Consider the following 13,036-nt stretch of genomic DNA (forward strand, 5'->3'; position numbering starts at 1 on the left):
CAAGCTAACGCATGAATACCCGTCACAGTATACCTATTAAGTAATAGAAACTCACTGAATTTAATTTAGGAAAGTAATTCTACTAAATCTTGTTATTATTATGCACTATTTTTGCAGCAATTTCTGCTGGAAAACCGCGATAAATGAGAAAGCGTAATTGCTTTTGGGAATCAGAAAGTAGCGCAGACTTAAGGCCTTTAAATTTCTTTTGCCAAACAATAGAAGCTTGTTTCTCCCACTGCCCGTGATAGGCGTTTAATGCCTCTGCCGCTATTTCTTTGTTAATATGGTTAGATTTTAGCTCTTGCATGATTCTTACAGGCCCATAGCCTTGCTGAAATCTGGTATAACAAATGGTTTCAGCAAATCGCTTATCACTTTGTAAATCGAGTTCTTGGCACTTATCAACCGCTTCTTTACTTTCTTGTAGCAGATAGCCTTTGCTGGTTAATTTAGTTATTAATTCATGCATACCATGCTCGCGCCTTGCGAGTAAACGCACGGCGCAATCAAATGCCTTAGTCATCCATTGACTCTAATTCTTCTTCTTGAACCGCAGCCTGAGCTTCCGTCGTTGACTTTTTATTAAGTAATTCCGCTCTAATTAACTTTTCAAGCTCTGCTGCAACCTCTGGTTTTTCCTTAAGGTACATGCGTACATTTTCCTTACCTTGGCCAATTTTTTCTTGTTTATAACTATACCAAGCGCCAGATTTTTCAATTAGTCCTAGTTGCGTACCTAAGTTAATTACTTCACTCTCTCGTGAAATTCCTTCGTTATAGAGAATATCGAAATCAACTGTCTTAAAGGGCGGCGCAACTTTGTTTTTAACAACTTTTACGCGTGTTTCATTACCTAATATTTCTTCGGCTTTTTTAATTGAGCCAACACGTCGTATATCCAAACGGACAGATGCATAGAATTTTAAGGCATTACCACCTGTTGTGGTCTCAGGATTACCAAACATTACACCAATTTTCATACGAATTTGGTTAATAAAAACAACCAAGGTATTAGAACGTTTAATATTTGCTGTTAGTTTACGTAATGCTTGCGACATTAATCGCGCTTGTAATCCGACATGCGCATCACCCATTTCACCCTCAATTTCTGCTTTAGGTGTTAACGCTGCAACCGAGTCAATAATAATGACATCTACAGCAGCAGAGCGAACTAGCATGTCAGTAATTTCTAACGCTTGCTCACCTGTGTCAGGCTGAGAGATTAATAAATCATCAACATTCACACCTAACTTAGCCGCATAACTAGGATCTAGTGCATGTTCAGCATCGATAAAGGCAGCTGTGCCGCCAGCTTTTTGGCATTCTGCAATAACTTGTAACGTTAGGGTTGTTTTACCTGAGGACTCAGGGCCATAAATTTCTACGATACGTCCCTTTGGTAGGCCACCAATGCCTAAGGCAATATCAAGGCCTAAAGAGCCTGTTGAAATGGCTTCAATGTCGCGATTTGATAAACTATCATCACCTAACCGCATGACCGAACCTTTACCAAATTGTCGTTCAATTTGTGCGAGAGCAGCACCTAATGCTTTTTGTTTATTCGTTTCCATTATATTATCCACTATAGTCTACTAACGGGGTAAATTATCCCATAGATACTAGCCTGCAGCAAACAATTATTAACCATTTGATAGATTATTAAGACAATTAAAATGGTCATTTTGACTAGAAAATAATGAAGCCTTAGAAGTGGTTGATTGGTAAAGGTATTCTTAAATTACCTAATTAGCTAATAAAGCAAGTACACCTAAAAAAGCCTGGCGACAAGAAAGCAGGCGAATGTCTTCTCGTCCTTTACTGCTAAAATAATGGTGCTCGCTGCGTGGTTGTTGGTTTCGTAAAGCAAATGCAAAATAAACGGTGCCTACCGGTTTTTTAAGACTACCGCCCGTAGGGCCCGCAATGCCTGTTACGGCTAACGCGACATCGGCTGCACTATGCTCTAAAGCGCCTTCAACCATTGCTTCAGCAACGATTCTACTGACTGCCCCATGCGCCTTTATTAAATTTAAATCCACACCAAGCATTTCATGCTTCGCTAAATTACTATAAGTGACAAACCCACGTTCAAACCAAGCTGAGCTTCCTGGCTGCTCTGTTAAGAAGCTCGCGACAAGCCCGCCAGTACAAGACTCAGCAGTAACAATGGTCATATGCTTTGCTTGTAATTTATGAGTCAGTTCTGATAACAGGGTTTTTAAATCATTCATTTTAAATTTAAATACATGGAAGGCAGGTTAATAAGTAAAACATCCTTAGTTGATTAGCTAGCATAAATAGACATTAACTATCCGTATGAGTTTAAAAAAACAATTCCCCCATTTAAAATGGGGGCCTTGCTAACAGAATCGCTTAGCGCAATTCTTTAAAACTATTAAACCCAACTTACCTTAATCTTGATAATTTCTTATGGGTTAGTGTTAGTATTTGCATCTTGAGATTGAGTATTTGCTTTGTTTGCATTAGCATCACTTGATAACTCAGCATTCACATCTTTGTTAGCGTTGTTTAAATTACCTTGTGATTGTGTTGTTGTATCAGTAGTACCCGTTTTATTATTGCCGCCAGCGTTATCACCACAAGCAGTTAATAACAAAGCCATAGAAGCAGAAGCTACCAGCAGGGCTAAACGTTTCATAATATTCTCCATAATTGATATTCGATTTAATGCCGTTTACTAGTCTAACAAAAATTTGTCTTAAGTGAAGGACTTAAGTTAAAAAACATCGTTATTATTATAGCTGCACTTACTCTCTTTTGCAGAGTTTGTTAAAATGAGCAAATTTATATCAATGAGTTGTTATGTTTTCTAGCCATACACCCATGATGCAACAGTACCTACGCATCAAAGCCGAATACCCAGATATGCTTTTATTTTATCGGATGGGTGATTTCTACGAATTATTCTTTGAAGATGCTAAAAAAGGGGCTCGCCTACTCGATTTAACGTTGACCCATCGAGGTCAAACAGCGGGCAAACCAATCCCGATGGCAGGCGTTCCTTATCATGCGGTTGAAAATTATCTAGCAAGATTAATTAAAAAAGGGGAATCCGTTGCAATTTGTGAACAAACGGGTGATCCTGCTACCAGCAAAGGCCCTGTTGAGCGGCAAATTACTCGGATTATTACCCCAGGTACGGTGACTGATGAGGCTCTTTTAGATTCGCGGTGTGATAATTTATTACTTGCTATTCATCGTTATCGCAAAGAGCAATTTGGTCTTGCCTGGGTAGATTTAAGTGGTGGGCGATTTTACCTTTCGCAAGTAAGTGATGAAAATCAACTACAAGCGACTATTAATCGCTTAAAGCCTGCAGAAATTCTTATTGCAGAAAACACAACCCTTACTAACTATCCTAGCAGTACTGTATTAAAGATGCGGCCTGGTTGGGAATTCGACTTACAGCGTGCGAAACAATTATTGTGTGAGCAATTTGCAGTAGCTAATTTGCAAGGACTTGGCGAACCCGATTATACGGATGCCTTTCCAGCAGCAGGTTGTTTATTATTTTATCTACAAGCAACGCAACGTCAAAGCCTTCCGCATTTAAAACAGTTAACGCTGGAAAAAGATGATGATTACTTACAATTAGATGCCTCTACTCAAAAGCATTTAGAAATTTTTGAAAACTACCAGGGTGAGCGCACCAATTCATTACTTTCGGTGCTTGATCACACCGTTAATCCTATGGGAAGCCGGTTATTAAAACGCTGGCTAGGCCGGCCTTTATGTCAGCGTGCTCTAATTCATCAACGCCTAGATGCTGTTAATGAATTATTAGTAGCTCGACAAGACATACACTTACAGACACTCTTAAGTGAAGTATGTGATATTGAGCGAATACTATCCCGAATTGCTCTGCGCTCAGCAAGACCACGTGATTTAATTAATTTACGTCAGACATTGGCTTTATTACCCGCTTTAATCGACATGTTAAAGCCTAATCAAGCAGATTTAATCATCAAACAACGTCAATCTCTCATTCCCCAACCCGAGTTACTCGCGCTTTTAACCAAAGCAATCGTTGACAATCCGCCCGTGCTTATTCGTGAAGGTGGTGTAATTGCCTTAGGCTTTGATGAAGAACTAGATGAGTTACGTGCCTTAAGTACGCATGCTAATGAAAAGGTTTTAGAGTTAGAAAATCAAGAAAGACAACGCACGGGCATTGCTTCTTTAAAGGTCGGGTTTAATCGTGTTCAAGGGTATTATATTGAATTAGCCCGGGGACAGGCTGATAAAGCGCCTGCAAATTATCAGCGCAAACAAACGCTTAAAAATGTTGAGCGCTATATTACGCCTGAACTAAAAGTATTTGAAGAAAAGGTCTTGTCTGCTCAGTCTAAAGCACTTGCCCGGGAAAAATGGCTTTATGAAAATTTATTAACAGAATTAATTCAATACATTCAAGCTTTAAAAGAAATTGCTGATGCTTGTGCCAAACTTGATGTCTTAGCCAATTTCGCTGAACGAGCGCACAGTCTACATTGGTGCAGGCCAACCATTGTAAACGAAGACATCATTGATATTGAGCAAGGGCGTCATCCGGTCATTGAGCCACTTCTTAAAGAACAATTTATCGCTAATTGCTTGGCTCTTGAGCCTAAGCAAAATATGCTATTAATCACCGGCCCTAATATGGGTGGTAAATCTACTTTCATGCGTCAAAATGCCTTAATTGTCTTATTAGCTCACCTTGGTAGCTTTGTACCAGCTAAAGCAGCCACCATCGGTCATATTGATAAGATCTTCACTCGTATTGGTGCAAGTGATGATTTAGCCTCTGGCCGCTCTACATTCATGGTTGAGATGACTGAAACAGCACATATCCTTCGCCAAGCTACGGCAAAGAGCTTAATCTTGATTGACGAAATCGGCCGAGGTACGAGTACTTATGATGGCATGGCACTCGCTTACGCTACTTGTGCTTATCTGGCGAACACTGTAAAAGCCTATACGCTTTTTTCCACACATTATTTTGAATTAACACAATTGCCGCAGCAATTTAAATGCATTAAAAATGTACATTTGCAAGCTGAACTAACTCAAGATAAGATAATTTTCTTATATCGACTTGAAGAAGGTCACGCTAGTCGAAGTTATGGATTAGAAGTTGCACAACTTGCAGGAATTCCAGCCAATGTACTTGCGCTTGCTAACGAATACTTACAAAATGTACCGTCGATTAAAGAGCCAGCGCCTAAAGTTATGCTCCCAGAGAAGATAGCTGGTCAAGAAGCTAAACTTCTTAAGCTATTAGCTCATATCGATATTGATAATTTAACACCGCGCAGTGCCTTGGATCTATTATATCAATTAAAATCCGAAGCGGACTGTAAAACGTGTTAAAGGTTTTGTTAACTGTGTTTTAACCTAATAGGACGTACGAGGGACGTGCGGCTTACGGAGGTGGTTAATCGCAAACAGCATGGTTGAGAGTGAAGTATGAATAAAATAACCCGCTTACTAGTGATTATCTTATGCTTGCCACTATTTATAGCTGCTGAAACTATTAAGAGCATTCAAGTTAATGGTGTGCGTGGAAAACTACTTACCAATATTAAAGAAAGATTAGATGAGTTTGCGCAAAGTAAGCCACTTGGGGAAGAATCAGAAGAAGAGTTAAAATCACAGGTTGAAAAAGCCATGGCACCTTATGGTTTTTTAAAACCAACTATTCAGATTGCTTACCGCCCTAATAAACTTATTTTTAATATTAATCCTGGCCCGCGCTTAATGATTAATAAACTATCAGTCAGCGTAGCAGGTGAGGGCAAAAATAACCCAAGCATTATTAATGCACTGCAAGAATTACCTATTAAACAAGGAAAACCCTTTAATAGCACCAATTATGAGAAAGCAAAACAAAATTTAATGAGTGCGGCTGAGCATGAAGGTTATTTACGTGCTTCATTTGAAAAATCTGAGGTATTAATTGATAGGAATGCTTATACAGCAAGCATCGTCCTCAATTTTAATACAGGCCCGCAATATTATTTTGGTCAAGTGCAGTTTGATCCTACCTATATTTCACCGGACTTGTTACATCGTTTTGTACCCTTTAAACCAGGCCAGCCCTATTCTGCCGATAAAGTTTTAGAATTTAATAATTATTTAAGTGGCAGCGGTTATTTTAAAAGCGTCTCTGTTCAACCACAACAACAGGAAAATTCAAGCATTATACCTATTGATGTCCATCTACAGCGTGCTGGGCGCATTAATTATTCGCTAGGCTTAGGTTTTGGCACAGACACAGGAATTCGTGCCCGAGCTGGCGCGCATGTGGTTCCTGTTAATCGCGCCGGCCATAAATTCAATGCGATTGCTTTAGGCTCATTTAATGAAAACACCTTACAAGCCCAATACATTATTCCAGGTCATAACCCTATTACGGATCAATATGAAGCAGTAGGCAGTTTTTCTAATTTAAATTACAACGCCGGTTACAGTAATTCATTATTACTTACGTTAGCGCAGCGCCATAATCTGCCATCCTATCAACGGTTATTATCTTTAAATGGCCTTTATGAGCGCTTTAATTATAATGATAAACCTAAATTTGAAAAAACTGTCCTATTTCCTAGGGCTTCTTTTACTTGGCTTAATAAGTCAGATCAGTTGTTCTCACCTAATGGCTATAAACTCACTCTAACTGGCGCAGGCGCAACCAGAGCTTTACTTTCAGAAATTAACTTCGCGCAAGCAATTCTAGATGCTAGAGCTGCTTATATGTTAGAACCGATAAGGACACGTTTGTTTTTTCATACTATCCAAGGCATTACCGAGATTAACGATATTAACGAGCTACCTGTATCCTTAGCAGTTTTATTAGGGGGCTCTGATAATTTAAAAGGTTACAATTATAAGACATTACCTCCTGGTAAAATTGTCACCTATGGTGGAATTGAAGTTCAGAAAGAAACGTTCAAAGATTGGTATTTAGTTGGCTTTTTTGATATAGGCGATGTCTATAAACCGACCTTTAAAAATACAAAACAAGATATAGGCCTTGGTTTAATGTGGGTATCACCCGTTGGACCTATAAAAATAGGTCTTGCACAAGCAATTGAGTCAGATTTTAGACGGACTGAAGGTAAAAAACCTAAATTAGTCATTAATATAGGACCTGATTTATAATGCGTATTTATTATTCAGTAATAAAAAAACTTTTATATGGCGTGCTCATTCTTATTTTGCTCTTATTAAGCACTGCTATTTTTTTATTAGGAACCACGCCTGGTTTAAAGGCTTCATTAAAACTTGCCGAACAATTTATGCCTGGCAAACTAATCATTCATTCCGCTGAAGGTCGCCTTTTTGATCATGTCATCATTAAACAAGCTGTCTATACAGATGATAATATCACTGCAAAAATTAATAACCTCAACTTAAGCTGGCGTTTGCTTGATTTATTCAATCGGCAATTAACCATTGATAATCTACAGGCAGATGACGCAAGTCTCATACTTACTTCAACAAAACAAGAAAAACCAGCATCAACAACACCTGTACAACAATTTACTCTACCTAATTTGCCTATTAACTTAACCATTCGTCAGGCCAAAATAGATAAATTCATTATTAAGCAAGATGACTCAATTAATGAACTAAACAATATTCATGTCCAGGCAAATCTAACTAATCAACAATGGCAATTTGAGGATTTATCGCTCACTTTTAAAGAGCACACATTGCAAAGTAAGGCCGTTCTTAAACCAGTTATGCCTTATCCTGTAACCGCCTCCCTACAAGTAAGCGCACCACAACAAGTAGACCAAGGTCAAGCGAAAGTACAAGGACATGTTAATTTAACGGGCAATTTCTTTCATTATTATCTCACAGGTGAATTAACCGCCCCCACGCCTTTAGTCATCACAGGTGATTTAATTAATGGATCACAGGTGCAGCTCGTAGGCAGTTGGGATAACTTACAATGGCCTATTAACAATGACTATCGGTTTAGCAGTGAAAAAGGTCAGTTAAAAATTAAGGGCACTTTACCTGATTTAACAATCACCTTAGATAGCAAGATTAATGAGCCGCTTGCCTCAAATCTACAGGTGCATGCTTACACGAATGCTTTAGGCGGACAGGCAAATGCGGTGCTTTCATCTAAAGCAGGTAATGTAAATTTAAATTTATCGTATGATGATAACCACATTCCCAAATTAAAAGGCAATTTTAAAGCCCAACTTACCGATGCGGATGAACAACTCCAATTACCCATTAAGCAACTACAAACTGAAAATCAATTCTCTGGTGAATCGCTTGCGAATCTTTCTTTATTTAGTCAGCTTACTGGTCGTTATAATGAACATCCTATCAATATGACCATTCGTTATAATAAGCAAACGCTACATGCTATCGCTAATTTAGGTCCTAACCAAATCGAGATTAATGGCAAAGCGCTATTTCCTTGGCACCTATCTGCCTCTATACCACAACCTGCTTTATTACACTCATCATTAACAGGCCTAGATACAACTATTACAGCAAAAGCTGATTTATTAGAAGAACAAAAAGGAGATCTACATCTCACCATAGGTAGGGGCCAATTTAAAAATCCTGAACTGTCTAAGCTTACTTTTGAAGGTGGAAATATAACGGCGATGCTTGATGATAAACAATTGCAAGCAACAGGTAATCTAAGCTTAGATCAAGCCAAAAAATTATTTTTGACTCTTAATTTACCGCATTTTAATTATTTTAAAGGCAATCTCAAGCAACAAAAAATAGACGCAAACATAAAGCTGTTAATAAATTCTTTGGCTTTTTTAAACGACTTAACCCCGATAATTAATAATCTACAAGGGCAGTTAGGGGCTAATTTAAAAGTAGCTGGCACTATAGGCAGGCCTGTAATTGATGGCGAAGTTCAGTTAACTAAAGCAGGCGTCGCTGTACCCAGCATGGGCATTGATTTAAATCCTATTGAAATAACGCTACAAAGTAGTAATAAAAAATGGCAAGCAAAGGGAGAAATTTTTTCTCATGGCAGCCCATTAAATATTAGCGGTAATGGTGAGTTTGCACCTACCATTAAAGGGATGATTCATTTAAAAGGCGAACAAATTCCTTTCATTGCAAGCAAGGAATATTTAATTGATGTGTCTCCTGATTTATCTTTTGATTTCACGCCATCTGATTTAAAAATGCGAGGACGGATTCTTGTTCCTAAAGCAACCATTAAACCACAAACTTTTTCAAACTCAGTCAGCTTAACGGATGATGCAGTCTTTGTAGACAAGAAAGAATCTACCAACCCTTTCAACATAGATACCGATATCAAGGTAGAAATGGGTGATCAGGTCATGCTCGCTGTCAAAGGGTTGCAAGGCTATTTAATTGGCGCGATTAATTTGCGCCAAATTCCCCCAGGGCCACTTACAGCCACAGGTGAACTTAATGTAAAAGAAGGCAAGTACCAAGCTTACGGACAGGATTTAACCATTGAAAAGGGGCAATTATTATTTACCGGTGGATTAATTGACAATCCCGCTATTCAGGTGCGAGCGATTAGAAAATTTAATAATACGGCCAATACAATGTCAGGCTCAAATAGCTGGTTTGATTTTAACTCAGCTAACCTACAAACGCTTGATTTTGGTAAAAAGACAACTGTTGGTATTGCTGTATCCGGTCGACTAAATAACCCTAAAGTAGAGTTATTTTCTGTACCCGCTACGTTATCCCAAGCAGACATTTTATCGATGCTGTTACTTGGTAGGCCAGCGAACCAAGCTGACAAATCGGGCGCCCAATTATTACTGGCAGCTGTGTCTGCTCTAAATCTAGATTCAAGCCACAGTGGCCCACAGTTACTGTCACAATTAAAACAAAGCTTAGGCATTGATTTTAATTTAGAAAATAACATTCAGTATGATCAAAAAACTAATCAGAGCACGGATAATACAACCTTAGTCTTGGGTAAATCATTATCAAAACGATTGTATTTAAGTTATAACGTAGGTCTATCATCAAAAACAGACACGAACGTTCTCACGTTAAAATACTTACTAAATAAATTTTTTAGTGTGCAGGTTAATGCTAGCACATCAGGCAGTGGTATTGATTTATTTTATACCCATCAAAAGGAATAAGTTGTATGACTCAGTATGAATTACCGCTACGTTTAAAAAGATTGCGACGCACGCCTTTAATGCGCGCTTTAATTCAGGAGACACGCCTACACCCGCAGCAGCTTATTGCCCCTCTTTTTATTGATGAAACCATCAACACTAAAGTCGAAATTACCAGCATGCCAGGCCAGTTTCGCTTACCTCTCAGAGCGTTAGCACAAGAAGTTGAGGAGATTTCTAAGCTTAATATTGCTGCTGTTTTATTATTTGGTATTCCTAATCACAAAGATGCTAACGGTAGTGCATCATTACAACAAACTGGCATCATTCAGCAAGCCATTAAAATTATTCGTGAAAATAATCCAGCGCTAGTTATTATTACTGATGTTTGCTTCTGTGAGTACACCAATCATGGGCATTGTGGCATTTTGCAAGGCGATTTTATTGATAACGATGCAACCCTTGAGTTACTAGGGCAGCAAGCGGTAAGCCATGCACAAGCCGGCGCTGATTGGGTCGCGCCTAGCAGCATGACAGACGGCATGGTGGGGGCTATTCGCCAAGCGTTAGATGCCAGAGGTTACCAGCAAACTGCTATTTTAAGCTACGCTGTTAAATATTGTTCTAGCTTTTATGGACCGTTTCGCGAGGCAGCGCAAGGCGCACCACAATTTGGTGACCGAAAAACTTATCAAATGAATCCAGCCAATAGCAGTGAGGCATTAAGAGAAGCGGCACTAGATTTAGAAGAAGGCGCAGATTTGCTGATGGTTAAGCCCGCAATGAATTATTTAGACATTATTTACAAATTGAAAACTCACTTTCCTGAAGTGCCCTTATGTGCCTATCAGGTTAGTGGCGAATATGCCATGTTAAAGTATGCCGCACGTCAAGGTTTAATACATGAAGAACAAGCTATGATAGAAAGCCTATTAGCAATTAAACGCGCCGGCGCTGATCTTATTATTTCTTACTTTGCTAAAGACATTGCTCGTTTATTAGCAGTTACAGCCTAAAGCACTCTCTTAGGTAAATAGCCTATTTTCCCTGTGGCGATACTATATGCGATGTAGCCTGGGTGAAATAACGTGAAACCCGGGTTACGGCCCTATGGGCCTGCACCCAGGCTACATTCACTTATTAGCAGTTACGCCTTAAAAGAGGATGCAGTGATAGAGCTTAGTGAAACCTGGGTTTCGGCTCTATGGGCCTGCACAGGCTACGTTTATCTAGTATGAAATAAACCACAACCGAAATACCGCGGCTTGACCGCGGTATCCAGTGAAGTGACACTAAGGGTATGGATACTGTGACTTGATCTTGAGTCTACAAGTAGATTATTTCGTCGGAACAGGCTCAACGCTATCCATTGTCCAAACTGCTTGTAGTGCTACTAAATCAGCGTGTCCTTTTGCTCTAGCGTTAACAGTATACGTGCTACCCGCGCCAGCAACATCTGTTCTATTAATAGTATCGTCGTGAGCACCAAATAGATGTGTATAACCTGCATCAACACCTATATTCGGATTATATTGGTAATGCGCTCCAACTGACAAAGCCCAACGATCGGTATCTGGTATACGAATATCACGAAACTCATCAACCGTTGGCGTTTGATCATAGCCACCGCCTGCACGGATTAACCATTGAGAATTAACTCGATAATTAGCTCCAAGTGCTGCGCGCCACGTATTACGATAATCGGTTACAGACTCGGCAAATAAATTTGCTTGGCCAACGCCTGGTGCGAAACCTGCTACTTTATTAAATTGAATGCTACGTAACACATGCCAATTAGTGTAAACAACCGATCCTAATAAAGCGAAAGATTCATTAACATCATGGTAACCACTTAATGTAACAATATCTGGGTACTCAATGTTGTTACTCGACAGATCATTGCTCCAAAATACCGCATCGCTTCCAGCTAAATTAGCAGCGATTGCAGAGGTTGGGGTTACTGTTGGCGTTTGTCTTGCTAACGGGCCAGTTAAGCGACTCCAACCATGGAATTTATGATGAACTCGAGATTGGTAATTTAAACCAAGACGTGAGTGGTTATCATTAAGTAATAACATGGCGCCTGCATGGAAACCTACACCAAACGAGTCACCTTTGTTATAAGAGTATGAATCAAGGATCATGGGGCTTAAGCCAGGCACTGGTAATTGCCCAAAGGCAGGTGAGCCTAAAACGCGATTAAGTTTTACGCGCGAATACTGCAGGTCAATACCCAAACCAAGCGCTAGGTTTTCAGTTATCCTACCGCCAATCTCTGGTGCAATATTGGTAGAGATTAATTCACTGTAAGTTGCCTGATAGCGAACAGGGCTTGTTCTGCTCCAATTGGTTGCTAAACCAAAAGGCCCATTCATAGTCAAACCAGCCGTGACATTTTCACCTAAAGGAATTGCCGCATGGAAAAATGGCACAAAGCCATCATCCCCTCCATTTAAGTCATGAAAGGTTTGTGTATAATTTCTTAACGCCGGCACCGGAACAGATGACGTGAAGAAATTACTGGTACCCGTAATTTTTGAGGAAACGAATATGCCTACACCACCCGTTAAAGCTTGTAAGTCATGAATTAATGATAAACCAGCAGGATTATACCAACCAGTAGCTGCGTCAGCAGCTTCTGCAGCGATACCTGCCCCATAATTCCCAACTGCTACAGCGCTTGACTCCGTATAGAGAGAAAAGCTTCCAGCATTCGCATTATTAGCTAAAATAGCAACAATTGCAGCACTCAGGATTGTTTTAATAGGTTTTTGCATGCTCAACACACCTAACTCCTTACATTATAAAATGCATCCTAAAACTCGCAGAGCAAAAAATAATAAATGAATTAAAGTGATTTTCAAATGATTCTATTAAAAAAATATTATTAAAATCAGTAAATTCTACATATAAAAATCAAAGTGAAATTA

9 protein-coding genes are annotated in these 13,036 nt (G+C 39.3%); 4 read left to right on the forward strand and 5 right to left on the reverse strand.

The genetic code is table 11. The features are described from left to right. Window positions 1–82: 82 nt before the first annotated feature. The 4 genes from DYE47_RS10200 to DYE47_RS10215 form a co-directional block, all read right to left on the reverse strand. Complete coding sequence (locus DYE47_RS10200; protein ID WP_115303166.1) at window positions 83–526, reverse strand: regulatory protein RecX; 444 nt, start codon at window positions 524–526, stop codon at window positions 83–85. Next, window positions 519–1,574 (reverse strand): recombinase RecA, encoded by a 1,056-nt coding sequence (gene recA, locus DYE47_RS10205; RefSeq protein WP_115303167.1) that lies wholly within the window; start codon window positions 1,572–1,574, stop codon window positions 519–521. The genes DYE47_RS10200 and recA overlap by 8 nt, the downstream gene beginning before the upstream one ends. 171 nt (window positions 1,575–1,745) lie before the next feature. Beyond that, the gene (locus tag DYE47_RS10210; protein WP_115303168.1) at window positions 1,746–2,234 is read right to left on the reverse strand and encodes a CinA family protein; all 489 of its coding nucleotides are present in this window, start codon (window positions 2,232–2,234) and stop codon (window positions 1,746–1,748) included. Between the two features lie 197 nt (window positions 2,235–2,431). Next, window positions 2,432–2,662 carry a hypothetical protein gene (locus tag DYE47_RS10215; RefSeq protein ID WP_115303169.1) on the reverse strand — a complete coding sequence of 77 codons (231 nt, stop codon included), beginning with the start codon at window positions 2,660–2,662 and terminating at the stop codon, window positions 2,432–2,434. 164 nt (window positions 2,663–2,826) lie between these two features. On the opposite strand from DYE47_RS10215, the gene mutS reads away from it, so the two are divergent. From mutS to hemB, 4 genes are all read left to right on the forward strand, one after another. Further along, a complete protein-coding gene (gene mutS, locus DYE47_RS10220; protein ID WP_115303170.1) occupies window positions 2,827–5,376 on the forward strand; it encodes a DNA mismatch repair protein MutS in 2,550 nt (849 codons plus the stop codon). Window positions 5,377–5,472: 96 nt separating this feature from the next. Continuing rightward, window positions 5,473–7,164: an autotransporter assembly complex protein TamA gene (locus DYE47_RS10225; protein ID WP_115303171.1), complete on the forward strand. Its 1,692-nt coding sequence runs from the start codon at window positions 5,473–5,475 to the stop codon at window positions 7,162–7,164. Continuing rightward, the gene (locus tag DYE47_RS10230; RefSeq protein ID WP_115303172.1) at window positions 7,164–10,127 is read left to right on the forward strand and encodes a translocation/assembly module TamB domain-containing protein; all 2,964 of its coding nucleotides are present in this window, start codon (window positions 7,164–7,166) and stop codon (window positions 10,125–10,127) included. The genes DYE47_RS10225 and DYE47_RS10230 overlap by 1 nt, the downstream gene beginning before the upstream one ends. A 5-nt stretch (window positions 10,128–10,132) precedes the next feature. Then, window positions 10,133–11,122, forward strand: coding sequence for a porphobilinogen synthase (hemB, locus tag DYE47_RS10235; RefSeq protein WP_115303173.1), 990 nt, complete (start codon window positions 10,133–10,135; stop codon window positions 11,120–11,122). A gap of 321 nt (window positions 11,123–11,443) precedes the next feature. Here the strand turns inward: hemB and DYE47_RS10240 are convergent, their stop codons facing one another. Next, on the reverse strand, window positions 11,444–12,883 hold the full coding sequence (locus DYE47_RS10240) for an OmpP1/FadL family transporter (RefSeq protein WP_115303174.1): 1,440 nt from the start codon (window positions 12,881–12,883) through the stop codon (window positions 11,444–11,446). Window positions 12,884–13,036: the final 153 nt, after the last annotated feature.

The sequence above is a fragment of the Legionella beliardensis genome (genome assembly GCF_900452395.1).
GTDB classification, from domain to species: Bacteria; Pseudomonadota; Gammaproteobacteria; order Legionellales; family Legionellaceae; genus Legionella_C; species Legionella_C beliardensis.

Bases quoted from the DNA above. Each gene is read 5' to 3' on its own strand.
- DYE47_RS10215 (WP_115303169.1), bottom strand. From the start codon at position 2,662: ATGAAACGTTTAGCCCTGCTGGTAGCTTCTGCTTCTATGGCTTTGTTA.
- hemB (WP_115303173.1), top strand. From the start codon at position 10,133: ATGACTCAGTATGAATTACCGCTACGTTTAAAAAGATTGCGACGCACG.
- DYE47_RS10210 (WP_115303168.1), bottom strand. From the start codon at position 2,234: ATGAATGATTTAAAAACCCTGTTATCAGAACTGACTCATAAATTACAA.
- DYE47_RS10240 (WP_115303174.1), bottom strand. From the start codon at position 12,883: ATGCAAAAACCTATTAAAACAATCCTGAGTGCTGCAATTGTTGCTATT.
- mutS (WP_115303170.1), top strand. From the start codon at position 2,827: ATGTTTTCTAGCCATACACCCATGATGCAACAGTACCTACGCATCAAA.
- DYE47_RS10200 (WP_115303166.1), bottom strand. From the start codon at position 526: ATGACTAAGGCATTTGATTGCGCCGTGCGTTTACTCGCAAGGCGCGAG.
- DYE47_RS10230 (WP_115303172.1), top strand. From the start codon at position 7,164: ATGCGTATTTATTATTCAGTAATAAAAAAACTTTTATATGGCGTGCTC.
- DYE47_RS10225 (WP_115303171.1), top strand. From the start codon at position 5,473: ATGAATAAAATAACCCGCTTACTAGTGATTATCTTATGCTTGCCACTA.
- recA (WP_115303167.1), bottom strand. From the start codon at position 1,574: ATGGAAACGAATAAACAAAAAGCATTAGGTGCTGCTCTCGCACAAATT.